The following is a 24,030-nucleotide window of genomic DNA, read 5'->3' as shown; positions in this document are numbered from 1 at the left end:
CTTGCGGTGTCTTATGAGAAGGAAAAGAAAATGACGATTAATCTGCATCGGCCAGATATCGCGGAATTGAAGCCACGCATTACCGTTTTTGGTGTTGGCGGTGGTGGTGGGAATGCCGTGAATAATATGATAAATGCTGGTCTTCAGGGAGTTGACTTTGTTGTTGCAAATACGGATGCACAGGCTTTGGCTATGTCAAAGGCTGAACGTGTTATTCAGCTTGGTGCTGCTGTGACAGAAGGTTTGGGTGCTGGGGCTTTACCAGAAGTTGGACAAGCCGCGGCAGAGGAATGTATTGATGAAATTATTGATCATCTTGCAGATTCTCATATGGTTTTTATTACTGCTGGTATGGGGGGAGGAACTGGAACAGGGGCTGCTCCCGTTGTTGCTCGTGCAGCACGTGAAAAAGGTATTTTGACCGTTGGTGTAGTGACAAAGCCATTTCAGTTCGAAGGGGCTCGTCGTATGAAAACGGCCGAGGCTGGTATTGAAGAATTACAAAAGTCTGTCGATACATTGATTGTTATTCCCAATCAAAATCTTTTCCGTATTGCAAATGATAAAACAACGTTTGCTGATGCTTTTGCTATGGCTGACCAAGTGCTTTATTCTGGTGTTGCTTCCATTACGGATTTGATGATTAAAGAGGGCTTGATTAACCTCGATTTTGCTGATGTTCGTTCTGTTATGCACGAAATGGGTCGAGCCATGATGGGAACGGGTGAGGCATCTGGTGATGGGCGTGCTTTGGCTGCTGCTGAAGCGGCTATTGCGAACCCATTGTTAGATGATACCTCTATGCGTGGAGCACGTGGTTTATTGATTTCTATTACGGGCGGGCGTGATATGACTCTCTTTGAGGTTGATGAAGCTGCTAATCGTATTCGTGAAGAAGTGGATGCTGATGCGAATGTGATCTTTGGGGCCATTGATGATGAGTCATTGGAAGGTGTTATTCGTGTTTCTGTGGTTGCCACCGGTATTGATCGTGAGGTTAGTGATGTGATTCAGCCATCTCAGCCTCAACTTCAAAGACCGACCTCTTCAATACGCAAGAACGATCCCGGAACGTCACACAGTTCTTTTCATGTTCAGTCATCGCCCTTACGTTCTGAATCAATGGTTGAAGTCATTGAATCGCTTGAAATAGAAAAAGGGAAGCCAACAGGTGAACAGTTTCGTCCTAAAAGTCAAATTTTTGCACAGCCTGCAGAAGCAATGACGACGCGAAGTGCGACAAAAGCTGTTGCTTATGGTTCAAATATTGTGCAGGATCAGATATCAAATGCTCCACGTATGCAAGGAGGTCGTACTTCTCAACAAACTATGACGGCTCCTGTGAGCATGGAGGCTACAGCGCATGTTCTTGATGAGATGACAGGGGTTGTGAAGCAAAAAGAAAAGCTAGTGCAACCAAAACAAACGCAACAGATGCAAGCGCGTGCTCCAATGCGGATGCCTGAGCTAAAGGATTTTCCTCCTGTTGCTCATGGACAGAGACAAAGAACGTCTGTGACTGATCAAGGCCCTCGTAATCTTTGGCAGCGTTTGAAACAGAGCTTAACACATCGCGAGGATGAAGAGCCAGAAGCAAGGTTGGAACCTGCTGTAAGATCCTCACAGCAGCAAGAGTCTTCTCTTTACAATAAAAACTCTCAGGCGCTTTCTCAAGATGCTTCTGTTTATGTTCCACGTCGTTCTGGTGAGTTGCATCCTCAAGTTCCACAAGATCAGCGTACTTTTATCAGTGAAGAAGATCAGTTAGAAATACCAGCGTTTTTACGTCGTCAGGCAAATTAATTTGTAAGAAATGAGGAAAAGTAAAAAATTTTATAATCTCTTTTGACGATGAGACAGAAATTATAAAGTAAAATATACTGTTGTTTTAGATAAAATACTTTGTTTAAAAAAAAACCGCTTATAACAAGCGGTTTTTTTTATTATTTACTATGAATATTTTCTTTATGGTTTTATAAATTTTGTTAAAAGATGTAAAAGAAATGCAATAAAATAATATGATGAATTTGGTGCCAAGATATCAGTCTACTCTTAAAAAAGCAGTAATATTTAAGGGGATTGGCGTTCACAGTGGCTGTTTGTCAGTGGTAAAGGTTTGTCCAGCAGATGTTGGGTGTGGTATTCTTTTTAAGCGTTGTGGATTAGACGGAACAGAAAAAATATTTCAAGCCCATGCATCGCAAACGGGAGAAACTGAGTTATCAACGATGCTTGGAGATGGAGAAGTAAGAGTTGAAACAATTGAACATTTGATGGCAGCCATTGCTGCTTATAATTTAGACAATCTTGTTATTGAAGTGTCACATAATGAGATTCCTATTTTAGATGGTTCTGCATGGCAATATTGCCAAGCTTTTGAAAATGTTGGCATTGTCCAGCAAAATGCACTCCGTTCTTATTTCATGATAAAAAAGCCGTTACGGGTTGAAGAATCTCATGGTTTTGCAGAGCTTTTGCCATTTGATGGACGCCGTTTTGATATAACGATTTCTTTTCCTTCTCCAGCCATCGGTAAGCAACATTTTAGTTTTGATCTTACGACACAAGGGTTTCGCGATGATTTGTCACGTGCACGCACTTTTGGTTTTATCAAAGAGGTGGAAAAATTACGGCTTTCTGGAAAGGCGAGGGGCGCTTCTTTAGAAAATTCTCTTGTTATCGGTTTTAATGATAAAATTTTAAATTCTAATGGTCCTTATTGGAAAAATGAATGTGTTCGTCATAAGATGCTTGATGCGATTGGTGATACTGCTTTGCTCGGGGGACCTTTTATTGGATTATTTCGTTCTTATTGTAGTGGCCATAGAATTAATGCACAATTGGTGAAAGCTCTTTTGGCAGATGAATCATATTATGAAAAAAGCTCTTTAGAGAAAGAGTAAAAGAAAATTGACAAGATTTTTTTATTGTTTATTTGATTTTTAAGGGGATGATTGACCTAAACTGCTAAATTGGTTATGTGCATTTTAAAGTGATATGGTATAAAAGCTTTTAATAAATTATTTTTGCTGCAAGATGATGTTCTGTGGAGGCCGGGAAAATTATGAAAAAATCTCATGTGTGCATTAGAAATATGGCATATAGGAAATCTAACATTGTACGCAAGATATTAGGTGTGGTGCTTTTGGGAAGCACCTGTATGTTAGCGGGATGTCTCTTTAAAGAGAAAAATACCCTTGATCCATCTGCTTATGTTTTGAAAATAGATCCACCAGATGTTCTTTATAATCAGGGGCTTGCTAGCCTTGAGAGTGGGCGGCTTGGAGATGCAGCAAAAAAGTTTTTGAAGATTGAAAAACAGTATGCTTATACAGACTGGGGCCGTAAATCTTTAGTCATGGGTGCTTTTACAAATTATCGTCTCGGAAAATATGATGATTCAATTAGTATGGCTCAACGCTATATTACTCTTTATCCTGGGTCTAGTGACTCGGCTTATGCGTACTATATTATTGGTCTTTCTTCTTTTCGTCGGATTCCTGATGTTACGCGTGATCAACGTGATACAAAACGCGCTATTGCTGCGATGCAGCTTCTTATAGAGCGTTATCCTCATTCTGAATATGTCAAAGATGCTAAAGATAAAATTCGTTTTGGGCGCGAACAGTTGGCTGGTAAAGAAATGCAGATTGGCCGCTATTATGAAGAAGGGCGGCGTTATCTTGCTGCAAGTAGACGGTTTCGTACCGTCGTTGAAGAATATTCCGATACAAATCAAATTGAAGAAGCGCTTTTCCGCTTGACAGAGGTTAATCTGGCTCTTGGTTTAACGGCTGAAGCACAGACGGCAGCAGCTATTTTAGGGCGTAATTATCCTAAAAGTGAGTGGTATAAATTTTCTTATAATCTTTTGAAGAAGAATAAAATAGCGCCACATGAGCATAAATCTTCTTGGATCTCGAATGCTTTAGGTAGTGATAAGAAGAGGGCACGTTGATTCTCTCATGCTGATACAGCTTTCGATTCATAATATTGTTTTGATCGAAACGCTCGATATTAATTTTACGGCGGGGTTGACTGTTTTAACTGGTGAAACAGGGGCGGGGAAGTCTATTCTCCTTGATGCTTTGTCGCTGGCTCTTGGGGGACGAGGGGATGCTTCACTTGTGCGTCATGGTAGTGATCGTGGGCAGGTCACCGCTGTTTTTGATGTCCCTCTTTTACATCCTGCACGTCAACTTATTCGTGAGAATGGTCTTAATGATGAGGGGGATATCATTTTACGACGTGTGCAATCGAGTGATGGACGCAGTCGTGTCTTTATCAATGATCAGGTGGCGAGTGTTGCCTTAATGCGGAGTGTTGGTCGTCACTTGGTTGAAATCCATGGACAGCATGATGATCGTGCACTTGTTGATGTTGCGTCGCACCGCCAGTTATTAGATGCTTTTGGCGGACTTGAAGATGATGTGAAAAATTTACGTCAATGTTATCGGGTATGGCATGAATGTGAAGAGCGTTTGCACCAACAGCGTCTTAAAGTAGAGAATGCAACGCGTGAGATGGATTATCTTCGGGCATGTGTAGAAGAGCTTGAAAAGCTTGATTTTCAATTTGGTGAGGAAAATGCTCTTTCTTTGCGTCGTGCTGATATGCTTAAATTAGAAAAAATAGCGACGGATATTAAAGAAGCAGATGATCTTTTAAGTGGTCAAAAATCGCCAATACCCGTTCTTTCTAATTTGGTAAGGCGTTTTGAGCGGAAAATTCCTGAGGCAGAAGAGCTTATTACACCAGTGGTGAAATCTCTTGATGAGGCATTGCATGCACTTGCAACAGCACAGGAAGGGATTGAGGCGGCTATGCGGGCATTGGATTTTGAACCTGATGAATTAGAACGGATAGAAGAACGCCTTTTTACGCTTCGCGGTTTTGCTCGTAAATATCAAGTTTCTGCGGATGAATTGGTTCAGTTACGCGATAAAATGGATGCTGAACTTACTGATTTTGAAGAGGCTCAGAACACGTTAACGCGTTTTGAAGATGAGGCGGGGCAAGCACAGAAAAATTATGATACATTGGCACAAGCTTTAACAATAAAGCGTCGAGAGACAGCAAAGCATTTATCTGAAAGTGTTATGGCTGAGTTGCCGGCATTAAAATTAGAAAAGGCAGAATTTATTGTTGAAATGCAGACTGATTTTGAAAGGCGAAGTGCAGAGGGGTGTGATCGTATTGAATATTTTGTTCGAACCAATCCTGGAACACGGGCTGGCCCCATGCTGAGTGTTGCTTCTGGTGGTGAACTATCTCGTTTTTTATTGGCATTGAAGGTTGTGTTATCTGACCGCGGATCGGCTCCTACATTGATTTTTGATGAAATTGATACAGGTGCTGGGGGCGCAGTTGCGGCCGCTATTGGGCAACGATTACAGCGTTTATCGGAGAGAATTCAGGTTTTTGCTATTACACATGCACCCCAAGTCGCATCAAAAGCGCACAGTCATTTTCTTATTTCAAAGATGGAAAATGATGATAAAGGGCACTTTGTTACAGCTATTCATAAAATGGAAGAGCAGGAACGTGCAGAAGAAATTGCTCGTATGTTGGCAGGAGAACAGATTACTGAGGAGGCACGAGCGGCTGCTCAAAAGCTTCTTGCTTAGTCATCATTGGGATAAGATAAAAAGATTGACAAGCATGTGCTTATTTAAGTTCACTTTTTAATTAAAGAGTTGAGATTTTTATGACGATAGTCCACCATTTGGAATAGATTTTATGAATAAGGACGGAATTAAGAACCTTACTGCTCTTGAAGCAGAAAGTGAATTAGAGTGGTTAGCAAAAGAGATTGCACGTCATGATGTGCTTTATAATCGTGATGATCAACCTGAAATTTCTGATGCAGAATATGATGCCCTTCGCCGGCGTAATGCGGAAATTGAAGCTCTCTTTCCTGAACTGATTCGTATAGATTCTCCTTCACATAAAATTGGAGCACCGGTTTTGGAGAAGTTTGAAAAATCTGTTCATACACAACCGATGCTTTCCCTTGATAATGCGTTTAGTTTTGAAGATGTTACTGAATTTGTTGAACGTGTGCGTCGTTTTTTACGGCTTTCAGAAACACAAATGTTAGAAATAACAGCAGAGCCAAAAATTGATGGTTTATCGTTGTCTTTGCGCTATGAAAAGGGGCGGCTTGTATGTGCCGCAACGCGGGGTGATGGAACTGTTGGAGAAAATGTGACAGCGAATGCACGAACAATTTCTGATATTCCAAAAGTTTTGCAAGGAAAAATTCCTGATATTCTTGAGGTTCGCGGTGAAGTTTATATGGGGCGGGAAGATTTTCAAGCACTTAATATCAGCCAGCAAGAAAAGGGTAAGTTAACTTTTGCCAATCCTCGAAATGCGGCGGCTGGTTCATTGCGTCAACTGGATTCACGGATAACTGCCAGCAGAAAGCTGCAATTTTTTGCTTATGCTTGTGGTGAGGTGAGTGAAATATTTGCAGAAAGCCAAATGGAGATGATGAAAAAGCTCAAAGAATATGGCTTTATTATCAATCCATTAACAAGAGTTTTTAAGACAGTAGAAGAAATTATTTCCTATTATCATAATATAGAAGGACGCCGTTATTCTTTAAATTATGATATTGATGGCATTGTTTATAAAGTTAATGATTTGATGCTCCAAAAGCGTTTGGGGTTTGTTTCTCGTTCGCCGCGTTGGGCTATTGCACATAAATTTCCAGCAGAAAAGGCTATGACTCTTTTAGAGGGTATTGATATTCAAGTGGGGCGCACCGGTGCATTAACACCTGTTGCGCGTCTTACGCCTATCACTGTTGGTGGGGTGGTGGTGACCAATGCTAGTTTGCATAATGAGGATTATATTAAAGGAATTGGTCATAAAGGAGAGCCCATTCGTGAGGGGCGTGATATTCGTATCGGCGACACGGTGATTATACAACGTGCTGGTGATGTAATTCCTCAAGTTGTTGACATTGTAGTGGAAAAACGTCCAAAAGACTCTTCTGCTTTTGTTTTCCCTCATCTTTGCCCTGCTTGTGGAAGTCATGCGGTTCGTGAAGCAGAAGAAGCGGTACGTCGATGTACAGGGGGGCTTATTTGTCCTGCACAAGCGATTGAGCGTATTCGTCATTTCGTTGCACGCAATGCTTTTGATATTGAGGGTTTGGGTAAAAAACAAGTAGAGTTTTTTTTCCACGCTCAAGATGAAGCGCTTCGAATTCATACACCAGCTGATATTTTTACTTTACAGCGGCGCCAAGAAAATTCGTTAGTACGTTTGGAAAATATGGAGGGTTTTGGTGCTGTTTCCGTGCGTAAACTTTATGATGCCATTAATGCACGCCGCAAAATTCCTCTCAGCCGTTTTTTGTTTGCTCTAGGAATTCGTCATGTTGGTGAGGTGAATGCGCGACGTCTTGCACGTGCTTATCAAACTTATACAGCTTTTGAAACTGCGGCAATGGAAGCACTTATGCCATGTGAGCAGGAAGATAAAGAAGGTAATGAAGCTTGGCTAGAGCTTACCAATATCGAAGGAATTGGACCACAGGTAGGGTGCGCAATTATTGATTTTTATAAGGAAGCCCATAATCGTGAGGTTTTGTCTGTTTTGCTTGAAGAAGTGACTCCTCTCGATGAGGAGCCTGTTTTGAAAGCATCTTCACCGTTAGCGGAAAAGATCATTGTTTTTACAGGAACTTTGATGCATATGTCTCGCGATGAAGCAAAAGCATTGGCAGAGCGACTAGGGGCAAAGACTTCCGGTTCTCTCTCTAAAAAAACAGATCTTCTTATTGCAGGACCTGGAGCGGGATCAAAATTGACTAAAGCTGGGGAGTTAGGTGTTGAGATTATTGATGAAGAGGCTTGGCTACAGCTGATTGAGGAACATAATGTTTAGGGAGGGGGAATGATGCTCAAGCATTGATGGACATTCTTCTCATTTTTCCTCATTCGAAACGATTTACTGATATTGAAAGCCAATTTATAGTTGTTTTTTTATGTTGTAAGATAGTGTTTTATCAAGATGAAATAATGGAGAGTTTTAATTATTTCCTTATGTTTAGTTTACATTTTTGCTTGAAAAAGGGGTGGGGTTGTTTTTGTTGAAAGCTTTAAGAGGTATCTGTGTTTTTTCACTTAAAGGGGTTTTGTTGCTTCGTTTGCCCATTCTTTCTCTTCTTCATTTAAATAAGGTGCATTCATCTGATAAACACGTGCGTGGTAATTATTGAGCCATTGTCGTTCTTCTTGTGTTAAAAGCTCCGGAAGAATGAGCTTTCGATCAATGGGGCAATGAGTGAGTGTTTCAAACGAGAGCATTTCTTTCTCTCCACCAGAAGTTTTTTGTGCTGGCTTTACAATGAGTAAATTTTCAATACGAATACCAAATGCACCTTCACGATAATATCCAGGCTCATTAGAAACAATCATTCCGGGGATCAATTCTTGGCATCCTTTGCGCGAAATATTTTGTGGTCCTTCATGAACAGAAAGATAAGAACCAACGCCATGACCCGTACCATGGGCATAATCAAAACCAGCTTTCCACAAGGCAATGCGTGCTAGAACATCAATATCTTGTCCGCGTGTTCCTTTTGGAAAGAGTGCTGTTGAAAGAGAAATCATGCCTTTAAGAACCAAAGTAAAACAGCGTTTTTCTTCTTCTCCAATATCGCCAATTGCTATCGTGCGTGTAACATCTGTGGTGCCATCACGGTATTGTCCTCCTGAATCAACAAGATAAAGTTCACCACCCTTGAGTGTTTTATTGGTTTCATTCGTTACACGGTAATGGATAATAGCTCCATTTGCACCTGCGGCTGAGATTGTATCAAAAGAAAGATCTTCAAGTTTTTTTCCCATGTCTTTTGCTGTCTTTATGCGAAATTCTTCTAATTTCTGAGCAGCAGAAATTTCATTTATTGTGCTTGGTGTTTGTTTGTCTAACCAAGCAAAAAAACGGGTAAGAGCAACACCATCGCACAGGTGAGCTTTGCGCGCACCTTCTCGTTCTGTGTCATTTTTAATGGCACGGGGTAGAGCAGCAGGATCGGTTAGTGGGATGAAAGATTTTCCATCTTCTTCAAGTGCAGTGCGTAACTTTTCGCATGCTAACTGTGGGTCTAAGGCGAAAATCATGCCTTTTTGACTATAATCTTTGATCTTGGCAATAAATTGTTCTGGTTCATATAATTTTGTATAGCGTTCCAGATATCGTTTTTGTTCTTCACCAAGCTTTTTACTGTCAATGAATAAGGTTGGTGATTCTTCTATAGGGATTAGAGAAAAACAAAGAGAAAATGGTGTGTTGGAAACATCATTACCCCGTATATTGAATATCCATGCAATAGAGGAGGGATCTGTAAAAATAAAAGCATCTGCATGGGCTTGTTGTATGGTTTTGCGGATTAAAGAGAGCTTTTCATCGCTATCCCATCCTGCATATTGGAGAGGGTGAAGCGATAAGGCAGATTGCGGTGATGGTGGTTGATCATGCCAGATAAGATCGATAGGATTTCGTTGAACTGCTATAAGCGTTCCACCTGTTTTTATCTCTAAGGATTTTTTCAATGCATCTATAGCGGAAATGGTGTGGAGCCATGGGTCAAAGCCAATAGAAAGTTGTTTTCCATTTTTTTCAAGCCATTGTGAGGGAGGACAAGTGATGAGATCTTCATATTCAAAAATATGCGGATCAGTTTGTTGGCGAACTTGGAGTTTATAGCGTCCATCAGTAAAGATAATAGCTTTATTTTTTAAAACGAGCGCCATACCCGCTGACCCCGTAAAGCCAGTAAGCCAGCTTAAGCGTTGAGCATGGGGGGGGACGTATTCTCCTTGGTGTTCATCGCTACGGGGAACAAGAAAACCATCAAGCCCAAGACGATCAAGCTCTTTACGAAGGGATGAAATACGCTCGAGAGCATGGGTGGGATTTGTTGTTGCTTCAAAAGATTGATACATAACAACGTCCTTTTCATTTATTTAAGATGTATCGTAACCCATCCTTGATGGTGGTATGTTTCAAGATGTTTGAGTCCCTGTTTTACATAGGCTCCCAATACGAGATCATGTTGTTCTTCAAGAATTCCAGAAAGTACAAGTGATCCACCTTTTTGAAGAAATTGAACCATTTCTGGTGCAAGTTCAATAAGCGGATTAGCAAGGATATTGGCAATGATGAGATCAAAGGGCGCACGTGATGCAATTTCATCATGGGCAAAGCCTATTGCTGTAATTGCCGTAATATATTTTTCTACACTATTGAGTGTGATATTGTGTTTTGCAACTTTGATAGCAATGGGATCAATATCAGATGCAAGTATAGCAATAGGTTTGAGCTTTGCCATGCCAATGGCTAAGACACCACTGCCAGTTCCAAGATCAAGGGCATTGTGTGGATTTTCGTGTTTCATAATTTTGGCAATCATTTCCAAACAACCGGCTGTTGTTCCATGATGTCCAGTGCCAAAAGCTTGATTTGCATCAATTTCAATGGGAAAAACACCTTGGGGGATGTCGTTACGGTTATGGCTTCCATGGAGAAAAAAAGGACCAGCATGTATAGGTTGTAATCCTTCTAGGCTTTTTTGTACCCAATCAATATTGGGTAAAATTTCATGGTTAATTTTATGAGGATCTATAGAAAGGATCTGTGCAAAACGTTGCAAAACACGCTCTTGATTGTCTTGCTCTACATAAAGTGAAAGTTCATAGATGGTGTTTTTTTCATCTATTTCTGTAAGAGCCAAAGGATACCCTTCTTCGTCAAAAGCTGCTTCTATAAGCGTATAAAATCGCTCTGCTTCACTTTTAAAAGTGGTATAATACAGACGAATTTGCTGTGACATCCTGTTCTTTCTTTATAATTGGCTTTTTATTTAGTTTGAGACAAGTTTTTTGAGTTGTTCAATGGCAATTTGGTCTTTTAACTCATTATTATCCTCGTTGGGTTCATAAGGAATAATACCAGCGAGTTTGCCACCTTTTTTAAGCAAAAAAATTGCAGCCGTATGGTCGTAAGTATAATTTCCATCTGTCCCTGGTATTTTTTCAGCAAAGATATTAAAGGAATTGACCATTTTATGAACTTTTTCAGGATCTCCACTAATGCCAATAATTTTATTGTTAAAATTACTGAGATATTCATGAAGTACTTCAGGGGTGTCACGCTCAGGGTCAACAGTCACAAACCATTTTCCTAATTTATCACTCTCAGGCCCAAGAGCTGTTAACCATCGATCAAGATTCATTAATGTCGTAGGACAGATTTCAGGGCACATCGTAAAACCGAAGAAAATAATTGAAGGTTTACTGCGAACATCAGCTTGCGTAACAGTTTGTCCATTTGAATCGGTGAGAGTAAAGTCATCACCTAAAGGCTTATTGATCAATGTATCATAAATGAAAATCCCCGTAAGAAATATAACTGTTAGTCCTAAGATGCGGATTACATTTTTCATCGCTTGTCTCTCTTAAAAGTGTTGAAAAAATCTAGCATTGGTTGGTTTGTTTTGCAATGTTTGTTTCATGGTTGATTTTATGGATTTGCTTGGTATGTCTTTCCATATCTCTTGATGAAATAATTGATGGAAGGTAATATGAATATTGAGAACGATCTTCGATTTCACGAAAGTAAACCGCGTATCCATACAACGGCACGATTGCATGCTTGTAAATTAGGGCGCTATGTGGCAATTAATGAGCGGGTGATTTTGCGGAATGTGATCGTTGGAGATTTTTCTTATTTAGAACGTAGCAGTGAGGCTATTTATAGCGATATTGGTCGTTTTTGTTCTATTGCATCTCATGTACGGATAAATGCGTTAGAGCATCCTATAGAGCGCCTTTCAACCCATAAAATAACCTATCGTCCAAATGAATATTTTCGTTATAAGTCACTCGATTGTTCTTTTCGAGAAAGGCGTTGTGCGAAACATGTTATCATTGGGCATGATGTGTGGATTGGGCATGGAGCAGTTATTATGCCTGGAGTAACAGTTGGACATGGTGCAATTATTGGCGCTAATGCTGTTATAACAAAAGATGTTATGCCTTATACGATTGTTGCTGGGGTTCCAGCTCAACAATTGCGGATGCGTTTTCCCAATCATGTGATAGGAGATCTTTTAGATATGGCTTGGTGGGATTGGCCGCTTGATAAAATTTACAACGCATTACCTGATATGCAAAACTTGTCCATTGAAGCTTTTGTTTGCAAATGGAAAAGATATTCAGAATAAAATGGCCCTTTGAAAAAACGGATTATAGTTTTCTTTCGTTAAGCTTTGTCTACAAAATTATCCAGTACACGTTTTTCTCCAGCTTTTTCAAACATTATTGTCAATTTATGATCATCTATCGCTGTAATATGGCCATAACCAAATTTTATGTGAAAAATTCGATCATTGATTGCAAAATTTGATGGCGCTTCAGAGACTGATTGAGCAATAACTTTCCCTTCAATATTTTTGTTTTTTTGTGCACGATTTTGTCTTGGTGCAGCATAGTCATTATAAAAGGATTCTTGATGTTGAAAGGAGTATTTTCCATAACCACCATAAGGTGTTTCCATGGCTATGGCTTCTATATGTTCTGCTGGTAATTCATCTAGAAAACGGGAGGGAAGAGCAGATTGCCAAAGTCCGTGAACTCTGCGGTTGGATACAAACCATATATGCAGATATTTTTTTGCTCTTGTAAGCCCTACATAAGCAAGGCGTCGTTCTTCCTCTAAGCCTGAACGTCCACCTTCATCTAATGAGCGCTGATGGGGAAAGAGCCCTTCTTCCCAACCTGGAAGAAAAACTGTTTCAAATTCAAGTCCTTTGGCTGAATGAAGTGTCATGATGTTGACGGCATCCATGTTTTCATTATTTTCTGTTTCCATAACCAGTGCAACATGTTCTAAAAAGCTTTGAAGATTTTCAAATTGCTCCATGGAACGGATCATTTCTTTAAGGTTCTCTAGTCGTGTGGGAGCTTCTGGTGAGCGATCTTCTAACCACATGGTTGTATAGCCAGAATCGTCAAGAATGATTTCGGCAAGTTCTCTGTGGGGGGTGCATTGCAGCATATTTTGCCAGCGGCGGAAGTTTTCAATAAGGCTTCGTAAAGCACTGCGTGCCTTAGGCTTTAGCTCATCTGTTTCAATGATATCAGCAGCTGCAGAAAAGAGAGAAACAGCACGTGCGCGTGCACTTTCATAAAGAATGCGCAAGGTTGCGTCTCCTATGCCGCGTTTAGGTGTATTAATAATACGCTCAAAAGCTAAATCATCAGCGGGGTGGACAACAACGCGTAAATAAGCCATGGCATCACGTATTTCCATTCGCTCATAAAAACGTGGACCACCAATGACGCGATAGTTAAGGCCAAGCGTTACAAAGCGATCTTCAAATTCACGCATTTGAAATGATGCACGTACCAAGATAGCCATATGATTTAATGCATGACCTTTTTGTTGGGCACGCTCGATTTCTTCTCCGATTGCTCGTGCTTCTTCTGCCGAATCCCATGCTGAATGAATTTTTACTTTTTCTTCCTCCCCCTTTATTTGAGCAGAAAAAAGGACTTTGCCCAGTCTTTCTTCATTATGAGCAATCAGATGAGAGGCAGCTTTAAGAATATGGGATGTCGAGCGATAATTGCGTTCTAGACGAATAATTTGGGAAGAAGGAAAATCTTTTTCAAATCGTAATATATTCTCGACTTTTGCACCACGCCATCCATAAATGGATTGATCATCATCACCAACACAACAAAGATTAACATTTCGACCTTGAGGATGTTGTGCTAAAAGGCGAAGCCAAAGATATTGTGCTGTATTTGTATCTTGATATTCATCGACAAGAATATAGCGAAATTGAGAATGGTATTTGCGAAGAATATCTGGATTGTGTTGAAAGATAGAGATAGAATGAAGCAGAAGGTCGCCAAAATCACAGGCATTAAGATCTTTTAATCGATTTTGATAACTGTGATAAAGTTCTCGCCCCATGCCGTTGCCAAAGGAATACGCATCACTTTTTGAGATATGTTCTGGTGAAAGTCCTTGATTTTTCCAAGAATCAATCATCATGGCAAGGTTTCGTGCGGGCCAACGCTTATCGTCTAAGCCTTCAGCTTGAATAAGCTGTTTTAAAAGTCGAAGAACATCATCGCTATTGAGAATTGTAAAATTTCTTTTTAAATCAACAAGCTCTGCGTGTCGGCGTAAAATTTTAGCACCAGTAGAATGAAAAGTTCCAAGCCAAGGCATTCCTTCAACAACTTCACCAATAAGTTCACCAATACGTATTTTCATTTCACGCGCAGCTTTGTTGGTGAACGTGACAGCAAGTATTTGTTGAGGAGAGGCGAGTCCAGAGCGCAGAATATGAGAAATACGGATTGTTAAGACACGTGTTTTTCCAGTACCTGCACCTGCAAGAACTAAAAGAGGGCCCTCAGTATTCATAACAGCTTGTTGTTGTTCTGGATTGAGCTGTCCTAAATAGTCTGTGTTATATGATTTTTTTTTCTTTAGAACATGAGAAGAAATCCCAGAGTCTTTTTTATCATAGGCTGGGGGGGCATCTTCTTCAAAAAAAGGTATGTGATCGGAAAAATTATTCATTATACCTTTTTTGTAATCTTTTTTTCATAAAAGTGCTAGATTTAAAAAACTTTTCTTTTAAAAGCTACAACAGTTTTAATTGAACAAGAAATGTTAAAAGAAAGTATTAAAGACGTTGAGTAAGAATACTTTGAAGGGCGTAAATGCGCAACGAGGCCGAAAGATTGACTTGTTGTGGCCTTTGGCTATCAATATCAGTGATAATAAAGGCTAAAGATTGTCCTTTTTTGCGGGCTATATCTTTGAGAATATCTAAAAATGGCGGTTCTAAAGAGACGCTGGTTGCGTGTCCATCAACGCGAACAGATATCTTTTGCGGAATGACTTTTGACCAATCCATAAAATTACTCTCGTTCATTTTTTCTCCTTTACTCATCGTTTCGCAAACGATTTTGATCAAGAAATTTTTGCGTTTTAAAAGACTTTTTTTGCTCGAAAAGTTTTTCAGTTTTTGTTCGTCCAAAACGATAACGACTTTCTTCGGCATGAAGCGCTTTTTCTGCACGCTTTTTTTGTTTTCGAAATTGGCGAAGATTTATCGGTTCAGTCATGAGAAAAATTATTTTTTCCGAAAAGAATCTAAAGAGACAACATCAGCACTTTGTTTTGTATCGTTATTTGAAGGCTCTTTACTGGTATTGAGACTTTGTTCTTTTGTGAGCATACTTTCTTTTTTTTGTTTGTTTGATGGAGCTATGAGCGTAGATGGAATATTTTCTGAAACTTCACTTTCTACAGAGGGAAGTTTTGAGGGCAGATCAAATGCTGCTTCAAATGTTGCTATAGGATCATAAAAAACTTGAATAGAAGTAAAAGGAATTACGAGCTTTTCGGTAATTTCCCTGAAAGAGAGGGTTACTTCAAAGGCTGTTTCTGAAACACTGAGATCTCTAAATTGATGTTGCAAGACAATTGTCATTTGTTCAGGATAGCGATTTTTTAGCCGAGGAGAAATTTTAACGCCTGGAGCATTTGTAAAAAAAGTTATAAAAAAATGATGGTTTCCCGGAAGTCCTGCTTTAGCAACTTCCGATAAAACTTTACGGATAACTCCACGAAGCGCATCCTGAACGAGAATATCGTAACGGATTTGATCTTTAACCATCGAAGTTTATTCCTTTTATTTCACGTAGCAGAATGGCCGTACTGATGTGTCGATATTGTGTAATAGAATGTATTTAAAAACCAGCAGTATTTTGTCTACAAGATACCTCATTGAATCAAAAAACACAAAAAATAATGTCTGATAATGTCTGAAAGATCAATCAATAACATTTTAAAAAGTGAAGGCTTCTGTTGCCAGGTGCCTTCCAACCCCGCTTAAACCTGCGACGGTTTAAGAGTCAATTTGAAACATTCACACCACCTTAGGCGGCGAGACGTGCTTCCGCATAGTTGTCATTTGCAACTACTCATTTAGCCCGATAACGGTGGTACAATGCCGAGTAAAAGAGCGATCTTTACACCCTTGTCGATCCTATTTCGCCCCCACCAAAATATAATTTTGGTTGTTTATATTTTGGTGGAGGCGCCGGGTACCGCCCCCGGGTCCAATAGGTTTATTTCATCGTCCATTTATTACCATAGCTGGAAAGCCAGCTCTTTAAATATAGATGAAGAACAGTCTTAGGAAAAGGGGGGGTTGTTAATATTTTTAATCCTCTAATTATTTATGGAGCTATATGATGCGGCTATAAAAGTATAGCCGCTCATTTTTGGAGAGGAGATGATGTAAAATGACAAATAATTTAGCAGATATTAAAGTATATGATTCAAATCCTGATGCAGCGGCAGTCGAACGACTTAGTCAGCGTTTAGCTTTGGTGATGAAAAAGCAAGATGCAGCGCTTGTTGCAACATCGGATCCAAAAGAGTTAGAACGTGTTGAAAAATGGGTTCAAGATATTTTAGAAGTTGATGAGCAGAGTGCTAAAATGGCTGTTTCAAAAGTTTCTCAGATGATGGCTGGAGAGCGTAGAAAAAGTCGTATAACTTTTTATTATTTAGTTGCTAAACAACTCAATGCACTTCATAAAATTTAAACAATATTAAATTTGTGATAATGATAAAAAAAGCCCAATTTTTTGGGCTTTTTCGTTTATAGAGGGCGTTAACGTTTTTCATCGTCTTGGAGGTATCCTCCTTGACGCATACTCGGAACAAAAAGAAGAGCAATAAAAGCCATGATCATCACGATAGTTATGTAAAAATAAAAGAGTGATTCATGACCGTATTTTTTTAATCCAAGCGCAACGTATTCAGCAGAACCACCAAATAAGGCATTCCCAATGGCATGAGAGATGCTAACGCCTAATGCACGTATGGAAGAGGGGAACATGGCTGATTTTACGACACCAGAGATGGATGTATACATGCTCATAATGAAGAGCAAGCCAATAATGACAGATAAGGCAACCCATATACTATGGGTATTTCCGATTATCCAGAGCCCAGGAAATGTAAAGATGGCAGAAAGTATACTCCAAATAATGAGTAAAGTTTTTGTTCCAATTTTATCGGCGATGATACCTGCTATGGGTTGGAACAGGATGAAAATAAACAGTACAGCTGTCATAATCGTTGTTGCGGTATGTTTATCAAAGTTAGTGGTGGTGATTAGATATTTCTGCATATAAGTCGTAAAGGTATAAAATGTAAGTGATCCTCCTGATGCAAAACAGGCAATTACGACAACGGCTTTTGTATGTTTGGTGAGAAGTTCCTTAAGACTCCCAGAGTGTTTGTGAGAGCGGCTTTCTTCCTTAGTTGTTTCATGGAGTGAACGGCGTAGATAAATCGCAACGAGCGCTCCACATCCACCAATCACAAAAGGAATACGCCATCCCCATGCTTTTAACTGATCTTCAGACAGATAAGATGCTAAAATAAATATAATGAAACTGGCAAGAAGCTGGCCTGTAATAAGGGTGGCTGATTGAAAAGAAGCAAAAAGCCCACGATGCTTTTTGAGGGCTACTTCGCTCATATATGTGGCTGCTGTACCATATTCGCCACCTGCTGAAAATCCTTGCATCATCCGAGCTAAAAGTAAAAGGATTGCTGATGTTATTCCCCAAGTTTCATAGGTGGGGAGTATGGCTATAAAAAAAGAGCCTCCACACATCATAAAAATAGAAATAAGCATGGAGCGTTTACGCCCATAACGATCGGCGACAAACCCTAAAAACCAAGCTCCAATAGGGCGCATAAGAAAGCCAATAAAAAAGATTCCTGCAGTTTTTAAGAGTGGCGTAATAGCGTCACCATTTGAAGGAAAAAATTGTGAGGCAAAATAAACCGATGCAAAGGAGTAGATATAAAAATCATACCATTCTACAAGGTTTCCTGTTGCACTCGCTATAATAGCAAAAATACGTTTTCTTGCATCCTGTGATGCTGAATCTGTTCCATTTTTCATGAATTGTTCCCCTTTTGGATTTATAATCCATATTTTTAAACATAATGTTTTATGATTGCTAGAAAAATTTAATCGTATAATGATTATTTTTTATGAAAAATATTTTAAATAACATATGTTGGGAAGTTTTATCTATTTATTATATAGTATAAATAGTTTGATTAATTTATTAAATAATTTTTATCCATAGACTAATTCTTCTTATGCGTTGCAAGAGGTATTATTGTGAGGGATTAATATAAAAAGGGTAAAGATGAGAAATTTTTGCGGTATTTAGACTTTTTATTGGATATACAAAATGATAAAAAATTATTGATAACTCAATATGTTATGAAAATGATATCTGAAGATCATAGAAAGTGTTCAATGACTTTTCATGATTGAGAGTAAGATAATGAAATGGGTTTTATACTATAAAAAATTAAGTTTTTGAGTAAATAATTACAAAAAAGCCCAATTTCTTGGGCTTTTTTATTTAGTAAATAAGTTTAATGAAGTTTGTCTTTATCAAGATATCCTCCTTTATCAATATCGGGCATTAGGAGAATAGAGATGAGGGCAATGATCATCATTCCAACGATGTAAAAAAAGAAAACAGATTCATATCCCATATTTTTTAATCCAAGCGCTACATATTCAGCAGAACCTCCAAAGAGTGCATTCCCAATGGCAAAAGCAAATCCAACACCAATTGCTCGGATTGAAGCAGGGAATAGTTCTGCTTTTATTATACCAGCAATGGACGTATAAAAACTCATAATACAGAGTATTCCAATAATAATTAAGAGTGCTGTCCATGCATTATGGGTATTTCCAATCATTTTAAGGACTGGAATGGTACAGATAATGGATAAGACACTCCAAATAATGAGTGAAGCTCTTGCTCCAATTTTATCGGCTAAGGACCCTAAAAGGGGTTGCAATAACACAAAAATAAAGAGTGCGGCAGTCATTATTGTCGTCGCAGTGTGTTTATCAAATCCGGTGGTGGTGATCAGATATTTTTGCATATAAGTGGTATACGTATAAAATGTGAGGGATCCGCCAGCTGTGAAGCCAACAACCAAAAAGAATGCTTTTTTATGATTGCGAAAGAGTTCCTTAAGACTACCGGCGTGTTGTTCAGAACGGCTTTTGAGGGTTGTTGTTTCATGAAGCAAGCTTCGCAGATAAATTGCAACGATCGCTCCAAAGCCACCAATGACAAAAGGAATTCGCCAGCCCCACGCTTTTAATTGATCTTCAGTGAGATAAATGGCTAAAATAAAAATTACCAAACTCGCGAGAAGTTGACCTGAGATTGTTGTTGCATATTGAAAAGAAGCAAAGAGCCCACGATGATTTTTGGATGCAACTTCACTCATATAAGTGGCTGCTGTACCATATTCACCACCAACGGAGAGCCCTTGAAACATGCGGATTAAAAGCAGCAGAAATGCTGCTGTTATTCCCAAAGTTTTGTAGGTGGGAAGTATAGCAATGAGAAAAGAACCTCCACACATCATAAAAACAGAAATAAGCATGGAGCGTTTACGTCCATAGCGGTCAGCAATGAAGCCAAAGAGCCATGCTCCAATAGGACGCATAAGAAAGCCAATAAAAAAGATTCCTGCAGTTTTTAACAGTTGTGTAACAATATCTTCATCTTCAGAAAAAAATTGTGATGCAAAATAAACCGATGCAAAGGAGTAAGCATAAAAGTCGTACCATTCTACTAGATTTCCTGATGCACTGGATATGATAGCAAAAATACGTTTCCTTGTATCATGTGGATCTACAGTTGTTTGGTTATTCATGAAACTTTCCCCTTTTAGATTGATACTTTTCTGCTCGTTAAAGTTGTTAATGATGTATAGCATAAAAATACAATTGTATAATGATAATTTCTTAGAAAAATATTTTAATTTTATTTGTTATAATTTTATTTTTTTTAAAATATTTTATTTAAAATTTAGACAACATAAATAATGTTTATATTATTAATAAATAAAATAAAATTTAATTTAACTATAATGTAAAATATGATTTAATTTATACTGTTTATAATTAATAAATCTTCTTTTATTTTATGATTACATTCTTTTGTAAAGATTAAAAACTTACGATAGTGAAAGAATGAGCTTGCATATTTAAAGTTTAGAACTTTCATTATAAGATTTTTCTAGAGCAATTAATGCTATTTTGAGCTTATGGTGTATTGTTTAAATTGTGTACTTTTAGAATCTTTTTAGGATTTTTTTTGTTTCATTGTGAATTATTGGCATATGAGAGTGTTTTTGAGGATATGGATATTCTTTGGCTTATAGGTTTGATGTTGTGTCGTAAAATGGTGTTATTGGCTATTATATGTGAGATTGGTGTGTGGGTAAAAATCTCTTGATGAACTATTTCAAGTATCAAGGGAATGTGCAATCTTAAGGACTAGAGAATAGAGTATAGTAGAGCTAACAAGTAGTATAATGATAGCCGTTTGCGCTTTTATTAGTATTAAGTATGAAGAGGTTGGTCCACAATGTTAAGGAGTTCTTGAGCCCTTGAGTTTTTGAGACGGTTTATAAGAGCCATTTTTAGTCCTTTCTTATACAATTTTATCCGTCATAACTTTTCCCCTACTTGTAATGTGCAAGCGAGAGGTGTTTTAAGTTGATTCAATATAAAACAAATCTCAAATGAGAAGATCTTACGTGATGTTGGGTTTTAATTCAAGTTAAAAGATGCTAGATATATCATTATAAATCAATGTATTGTGCAATTTATCCTTCTCAGAGGGCTTTACTGTTATGCTCTTTACGGGTGTCATCGTGAAATGGATTTGAGTCTATTTGAGAAATGCATCTTAAAAAAGTGCGGAAGTTCATAACGTAATGGGCCTTTTCTATTTTTCATGGGGGCTTTAATTTTGATGAGGAATAGAAGTATTAAAATAAATCAAACGTCTTTTTGTCTTCAGCAAACGAAATTCAGCCAAAGAATCATCTCTTCATAACAGTGCGGAGCCACCGCTTATTTTTATAAGTGCCCTATGTGGGAAGAGAGAAAATTTCTTCTTTAGTGAGTTTAGAGGGATAAAAATAAAAAATTGCAAGCTTTAATTTCTCGTAGAATAGATACAAAAAAAGCCCAGAATTCTGGGCTTTTTTTGTTAGGATCAAAAGTTAATCAATATCATCTCCTTGTAAATATCCTTTTTTGCGAGCATCTGGCATTAAGAGAATTGCGATGAAGGCAATAATCATCATGCCTGCTATGTAAAAATGAAATATAGATTCATAGCCGATTTTTTTAAATTCAAGCGCGACAGCTTCAGCAGAACCACCAAATAGTGCGTTAGCAATAGCATAAGAGAGACCAACCCCCATTGCTCGGATTGAAGCAGGAAACATTTCTGCTTTTACGATACCAGAGACGGACGTATAAAAGCTCATAATACAAAGCATGCCAATAATAATGGAGAGAGCAACCCACATATCATTAGTATTTCCAATAATTTTAAGTGCAGGAATTGTAAAGATGATAGATAAGGAACTCCAAATAACCAGTGAAGCTTTTGTTCCAATTTTATCGGCTAGAGAACCAAAGAGGGGTTGGAGTAGCATAAAAACAAATAGTGCGGCCGTCATTATTGTTGTCGCAGTATGTTTATCAAATCCGGTTGTTGTTATCAAATATTTTTGCATATAAGTGGTACAGGTATAAAATGTCAGCGATCCTCCCGCTGTAAAACCGATAACTAAAAGGAACGCTTTTCCGTGATTGCGTAGAAGTTCTTTAAGACTACCAGCTTGTTTTTTAGAACGGCTTTCTTTAGTGGTTGTTTCGTGAAGTGAACGACGTAGGTAAATTGCAACAATTGCGCCACATCCACCAATTGCAAAAGGAATACGCCAGCCCCATGATTTTAATTGATCTTCAGAGAGATAGAGGGCGAGAGTAAACATAACCAAACTTGCAAGGAGTTGACCTCCAATGAGCGTGGCATATTGAAACGAGCTAAAGAAACCGCGACGTTTTTTTAGAGCAACTTCACTCATATAAGTCGCTGTTGTTCCGTATTCACCGCCGACTGAGAGCCCTTGAAGCATGCGGAGTAAAATGAGAAGAATTGGCGCTACTGCTCCAATCGTTTCATATGTAGGAAGAAGGGCGATGAGAAATGAACCACCACACATCATAAAAACAGAAATTAGCAAAGATCGTTTACGTCCATAACGATCCGCAATGAATCCAAAGAGCCAACCACCAATGGGACGCATGAGAAAACCTATAAAAAAGACGAAGGAAGATTTTAAAAGTTCGGTAACAACATCTCCATTGGAGGGAAAAAACTGTGAGGCAAAATAAATAGATGTAAAAGAATAAACATAAAAATCATACCATTCCACCAGATTCCCTGATGCACTCGATATGATCGAAAGAACACGTTTCCTTGTATCATGTGGTGCTAAAGATTCTTGTTTTTCCATAGTCAATCCCTTATTTTACATTCATCCATCTTTGTTCATTATCCCTCTATGTTATTTTCTTAGAAGCTGTCTATAGTATTTTATCTTTTGCATCAAAATTTTAGTCAGATCATGATAATTTCTTGTGTAAGATGTTTTGGGAAAAAGATTTGAATTATGTTTGTACAGATTTTGTAGTTTTTATTTTCTATAATGAAAAGAATCGGACATAATAGCTCCATGAAGTCATATCTTACTCTTTTATCTCACGTCTTAAATCAGGGTATCGATCGCACAGATCGAACCGGTGTTGGAACGCGATCTATTTTTGGGTATCAGATGCGCTTTAATTTGCAAGCAGGATTTCCATTGTTGACGACAAAGAAATTACACTTGCGTTCAATTATTTATGAGCTTTTGTGGTTTCTTAAAGGCGATACAAATACCGCATGGTTGAAAGAGCATGGTGTATCTATTTGGGATGAATGGGCTGATAAACAAGGAAATCTTGGTCCTGTTTATGGGTATCAGTGGCGTTCTTGGCCAGCTCCTGATGGGCGTCATATTGATCAAATCAGTAATCTGTTGACTATGATTAAGGAGACGCCTCATTCTCGTCGTCTCATTGTATCAGCATGGAATCCCGCATTGATAGAAGAAATGGCTCTTCCACCTTGTCATTGTTTCTTTCAATTTTACATTGCTGAGGGTAAATTATCCTGTCAGCTTTACCAGCGTTCGGCGGATATTTTTTTAGGAGTTCCATTTAATATTGCGTCCTATGCATTGTTAACGATGATGATTGCGCAAGTCAGTGGCCTTAAAGTTGGTGATTTTATTCATACATTGGGGGACGCTCATCTTTATTCTAATCATTTTGAACAGGCAAAATATCAATTGTCTCGTGTACCAAATGCTTTGCCATGTATGCTTATAAATCCAGCGGTAACAGATCTTTTTTCTTTTAAATTCGAGGATTTTGAATTGCTTAATTATGAAGCACACCCCCATATTAAAGCCCCGGTAGCAATATGAAGATTTCCATTTGTTTAATTGCCGCTGTTGCAGAAAATGGTGTTATTGGTTGTAAAGGTACAATGCCTTGGCATTTATCAACAGATTTGCAACGCTTTAAGGCGTTGACGTTGGGTAAGCCTATTATAATGGGGCGAAAAACTTGGGATTCTATCGGAAGACCTTTACCAAGGCGCACAAATATTGTCATTACGCGCGATTGTACTTTCAGCGCTGAAGGGGCGGTTGTTGCACATTCTTTATCACAGGCTTGTTCTCTTGCGACAAGTGTTGCTTCTCAAAATGATGTAGAGGAAACTTTTATTATTGGTGGGGGTGAAATTTTTAAACAAGGGTTTGGACTTTCTGATAAAATATTTCTTACAGAAGTTTTAGCTTCTATAGAAGGTGATTGTTTTTTTCCTATTTTTGATAAAGAAAAATGGACTGTCGTGCAAACACAAGATATTCCAAAAGGGGATAAAGATAGTCATCCGACACGTTTTGTTGTTTACGAGCGGAAATGATTTTTGTGAT

The 24,030-nt window shown here is 38.5% G+C and carries 19 protein-coding genes and 1 other RNA gene; 9 read left to right on the top strand and 11 right to left on the bottom strand.

Features of this window, described 5'->3' with window-relative positions; all coding sequences use genetic code 11:
* Nucleotides 1–30: 30 nt before the first annotated feature.
* The 5 genes from ftsZ to ligA all read left to right on the top strand — a co-directional run bounded on the left by ftsZ (nt 31) and on the right by ligA (nt 7,899).
* A complete protein-coding gene (gene ftsZ / locus PVV65_RS03540) occupies nt 31–1,803 on the top strand; it encodes a cell division protein FtsZ (RefSeq protein ID WP_273789243.1) in 1,773 nt (590 codons plus the stop codon).
* A gap of 215 nt (nt 1,804–2,018) precedes the next feature.
* Nucleotides 2,019–2,903, top strand: a complete 885-nt coding sequence (lpxC, locus tag PVV65_RS03535; RefSeq protein ID WP_273789242.1) for a UDP-3-O-acyl-N-acetylglucosamine deacetylase — start codon at nt 2,019–2,021, stop codon at nt 2,901–2,903.
* Between the two features lie 161 nt (nt 2,904–3,064).
* On the top strand, nt 3,065–3,958 hold the full coding sequence (locus tag PVV65_RS03530) for an outer membrane protein assembly factor BamD (RefSeq protein WP_273755134.1): 894 nt from the start codon (nt 3,065–3,067) through the stop codon (nt 3,956–3,958).
* 7 nt (nt 3,959–3,965) lie between these two features.
* The gene (gene recN, locus PVV65_RS03525; RefSeq protein ID WP_273789241.1) at nt 3,966–5,627 is read left to right on the top strand and encodes a DNA repair protein RecN; all 1,662 of its coding nucleotides are present in this window, start codon (nt 3,966–3,968) and stop codon (nt 5,625–5,627) included.
* Nucleotides 5,628–5,739: 112 nt separating this feature from the next.
* Nucleotides 5,740–7,899, top strand: coding sequence for an NAD-dependent DNA ligase LigA (ligA, locus tag PVV65_RS03520; RefSeq protein WP_273789240.1), 2,160 nt, complete (start codon nt 5,740–5,742; stop codon nt 7,897–7,899).
* 239 nt (nt 7,900–8,138) lie between these two features.
* Here the strand turns inward: ligA and PVV65_RS03515 are convergent, their stop codons facing one another.
* From PVV65_RS03515 to PVV65_RS03505, 3 genes are read right to left on the bottom strand one after another with little or no spacing between them, the layout of a single operon-like run.
* Entirely contained in the window at nt 8,139–9,965 is a 1,827-nt protein-coding gene (locus tag PVV65_RS03515) for an aminopeptidase P family protein (protein ID WP_273755138.1), read from the bottom strand.
* 17 nt (nt 9,966–9,982) lie between these two features.
* Nucleotides 9,983–10,852 carry a 50S ribosomal protein L11 methyltransferase gene (locus PVV65_RS03510; protein ID WP_273755140.1) on the bottom strand — a complete coding sequence of 290 codons (870 nt, stop codon included), beginning with the start codon at nt 10,850–10,852 and terminating at the stop codon, nt 9,983–9,985.
* Between the two features lie 30 nt (nt 10,853–10,882).
* Nucleotides 10,883–11,464 carry an SCO family protein gene (locus tag PVV65_RS03505; RefSeq protein ID WP_273789239.1) on the bottom strand — a complete coding sequence of 194 codons (582 nt, stop codon included), beginning with the start codon at nt 11,462–11,464 and terminating at the stop codon, nt 10,883–10,885.
* A 138-nt stretch (nt 11,465–11,602) separates the two neighbouring features.
* Between PVV65_RS03505 and PVV65_RS03500 the strand changes: the two genes are divergently transcribed.
* Nucleotides 11,603–12,244: a DapH/DapD/GlmU-related protein gene (locus PVV65_RS03500; RefSeq protein ID WP_273789238.1), complete on the top strand. Its 642-nt coding sequence runs from the start codon at nt 11,603–11,605 to the stop codon at nt 12,242–12,244.
* 38 nt (nt 12,245–12,282) lie between these two features.
* Here the strand turns inward: PVV65_RS03500 and PVV65_RS03495 are convergent, their stop codons facing one another.
* The 5 genes from PVV65_RS03495 to ssrA all read right to left on the bottom strand — a co-directional run bounded on the left by PVV65_RS03495 (nt 12,283) and on the right by ssrA (nt 16,258).
* The gene (locus PVV65_RS03495) at nt 12,283–14,619 is read right to left on the bottom strand and encodes an ATP-dependent helicase (protein ID WP_273789237.1); all 2,337 of its coding nucleotides are present in this window, start codon (nt 14,617–14,619) and stop codon (nt 12,283–12,285) included.
* A gap of 106 nt (nt 14,620–14,725) precedes the next feature.
* Complete coding sequence (locus PVV65_RS03490) at nt 14,726–14,977, bottom strand: ribbon-helix-helix domain-containing protein (RefSeq protein WP_273755146.1); 252 nt, start codon at nt 14,975–14,977, stop codon at nt 14,726–14,728.
* Between the two features lie 10 nt (nt 14,978–14,987).
* On the bottom strand, nt 14,988–15,170 hold the full coding sequence (locus PVV65_RS03485) for a DUF4169 family protein (RefSeq protein ID WP_273789236.1): 183 nt from the start codon (nt 15,168–15,170) through the stop codon (nt 14,988–14,990).
* 8 nt (nt 15,171–15,178) lie between these two features.
* A complete protein-coding gene (locus PVV65_RS03480) occupies nt 15,179–15,724 on the bottom strand; it encodes an SspB family protein (protein ID WP_273789235.1) in 546 nt (181 codons plus the stop codon).
* Nucleotides 15,725–15,901: 177 nt separating this feature from the next.
* Nucleotides 15,902–16,258: a transfer-messenger RNA gene (gene ssrA / locus PVV65_RS03475) on the bottom strand.
* Between the two features lie 97 nt (nt 16,259–16,355).
* On the opposite strand from ssrA, the gene PVV65_RS03470 reads away from it, so the two are divergent.
* A complete protein-coding gene (locus tag PVV65_RS03470) occupies nt 16,356–16,661 on the top strand; it encodes a DUF2853 family protein (RefSeq protein WP_273789234.1) in 306 nt (101 codons plus the stop codon).
* Between the two features lie 68 nt (nt 16,662–16,729).
* Here PVV65_RS03470 and PVV65_RS03465 read toward each other — a convergent pair whose 3' ends face one another.
* The 3 genes from PVV65_RS03465 to PVV65_RS03455 form a co-directional block, all read right to left on the bottom strand.
* Nucleotides 16,730–18,037: an MFS transporter gene (locus PVV65_RS03465; RefSeq protein WP_273789233.1), complete on the bottom strand. Its 1,308-nt coding sequence runs from the start codon at nt 18,035–18,037 to the stop codon at nt 16,730–16,732.
* Between the two features lie 488 nt (nt 18,038–18,525).
* Nucleotides 18,526–19,833 carry an MFS family transporter gene (locus PVV65_RS03460; RefSeq protein WP_273789232.1) on the bottom strand — a complete coding sequence of 436 codons (1,308 nt, stop codon included), beginning with the start codon at nt 19,831–19,833 and terminating at the stop codon, nt 18,526–18,528.
* Nucleotides 19,834–21,192: 1,359 nt separating this feature from the next.
* Nucleotides 21,193–22,500, bottom strand: a complete 1,308-nt coding sequence (locus tag PVV65_RS03455) for an MFS family transporter (protein WP_273789231.1) — start codon at nt 22,498–22,500, stop codon at nt 21,193–21,195.
* A gap of 219 nt (nt 22,501–22,719) precedes the next feature.
* On the opposite strand from PVV65_RS03455, the gene PVV65_RS03450 reads away from it, so the two are divergent.
* Nucleotides 22,720–23,514 carry a thymidylate synthase gene (locus PVV65_RS03450; RefSeq protein WP_273789230.1) on the top strand — a complete coding sequence of 265 codons (795 nt, stop codon included), beginning with the start codon at nt 22,720–22,722 and terminating at the stop codon, nt 23,512–23,514.
* A complete protein-coding gene (locus PVV65_RS03445; RefSeq protein ID WP_273789229.1) occupies nt 23,511–24,020 on the top strand; it encodes a dihydrofolate reductase in 510 nt (169 codons plus the stop codon). Before PVV65_RS03450 ends, PVV65_RS03445 begins: the two co-directional genes overlap by 4 nt.
* Nucleotides 24,021–24,030 lie beyond the last annotated feature (10 nt).

Origin of the sequence: Bartonella sp. ML70XJBT (genome assembly GCF_028618425.1) — a bacterium.
Lineage (GTDB): Bacteria > Pseudomonadota > Alphaproteobacteria > Rhizobiales > Rhizobiaceae > Bartonella.
Note: the sequence above shows the minus strand (reverse complement) of the source record. Positions and strands in the feature narration are given on the sequence as shown.

What these genes read in the sequence shown, in the direction of transcription:
- PVV65_RS03445 (WP_273789229.1), top strand. Translation starts at nt 23,511, where the DNA reads ATGAAGATTTCCATTTGTTTAATTGCCGCTGTTGCAGAAAATGGTGTT.
- ligA (WP_273789240.1), top strand. Translation starts at nt 5,740, where the DNA reads ATGAATAAGGACGGAATTAAGAACCTTACTGCTCTTGAAGCAGAAAGT.
- PVV65_RS03490 (WP_273755146.1), bottom strand. Translation starts at nt 14,977, where the DNA reads ATGAACGAGAGTAATTTTATGGATTGGTCAAAAGTCATTCCGCAAAAG.
- PVV65_RS03485 (WP_273789236.1), bottom strand. Translation starts at nt 15,170, where the DNA reads ATGACTGAACCGATAAATCTTCGCCAATTTCGAAAACAAAAAAAGCGT.
- PVV65_RS03515 (WP_273755138.1), bottom strand. Translation starts at nt 9,965, where the DNA reads ATGTATCAATCTTTTGAAGCAACAACAAATCCCACCCATGCTCTCGAG.
- PVV65_RS03460 (WP_273789232.1), bottom strand. Translation starts at nt 19,833, where the DNA reads ATGAATAACCAAACAACTGTAGATCCACATGATACAAGGAAACGTATT.
- PVV65_RS03530 (WP_273755134.1), top strand. Translation starts at nt 3,065, where the DNA reads ATGAAAAAATCTCATGTGTGCATTAGAAATATGGCATATAGGAAATCT.
- PVV65_RS03495 (WP_273789237.1), bottom strand. Translation starts at nt 14,619, where the DNA reads ATGAATAATTTTTCCGATCACATACCTTTTTTTGAAGAAGATGCCCCC.
- lpxC (WP_273789242.1), top strand. Translation starts at nt 2,019, where the DNA reads ATGATGAATTTGGTGCCAAGATATCAGTCTACTCTTAAAAAAGCAGTA.
- PVV65_RS03500 (WP_273789238.1), top strand. Translation starts at nt 11,603, where the DNA reads ATGAATATTGAGAACGATCTTCGATTTCACGAAAGTAAACCGCGTATC.
- PVV65_RS03450 (WP_273789230.1), top strand. Translation starts at nt 22,720, where the DNA reads ATGAAGTCATATCTTACTCTTTTATCTCACGTCTTAAATCAGGGTATC.
- PVV65_RS03465 (WP_273789233.1), bottom strand. Translation starts at nt 18,037, where the DNA reads ATGAAAAATGGAACAGATTCAGCATCACAGGATGCAAGAAAACGTATT.
- PVV65_RS03480 (WP_273789235.1), bottom strand. Translation starts at nt 15,724, where the DNA reads ATGGTTAAAGATCAAATCCGTTACGATATTCTCGTTCAGGATGCGCTT.
- recN (WP_273789241.1), top strand. Translation starts at nt 3,966, where the DNA reads ATGCTGATACAGCTTTCGATTCATAATATTGTTTTGATCGAAACGCTC.
- PVV65_RS03455 (WP_273789231.1), bottom strand. Translation starts at nt 22,500, where the DNA reads ATGGAAAAACAAGAATCTTTAGCACCACATGATACAAGGAAACGTGTT.
- PVV65_RS03505 (WP_273789239.1), bottom strand. Translation starts at nt 11,464, where the DNA reads ATGAAAAATGTAATCCGCATCTTAGGACTAACAGTTATATTTCTTACG.
- ftsZ (WP_273789243.1), top strand. Translation starts at nt 31, where the DNA reads ATGACGATTAATCTGCATCGGCCAGATATCGCGGAATTGAAGCCACGC.
- PVV65_RS03510 (WP_273755140.1), bottom strand. Translation starts at nt 10,852, where the DNA reads ATGTCACAGCAAATTCGTCTGTATTATACCACTTTTAAAAGTGAAGCA.
- PVV65_RS03470 (WP_273789234.1), top strand. Translation starts at nt 16,356, where the DNA reads ATGACAAATAATTTAGCAGATATTAAAGTATATGATTCAAATCCTGAT.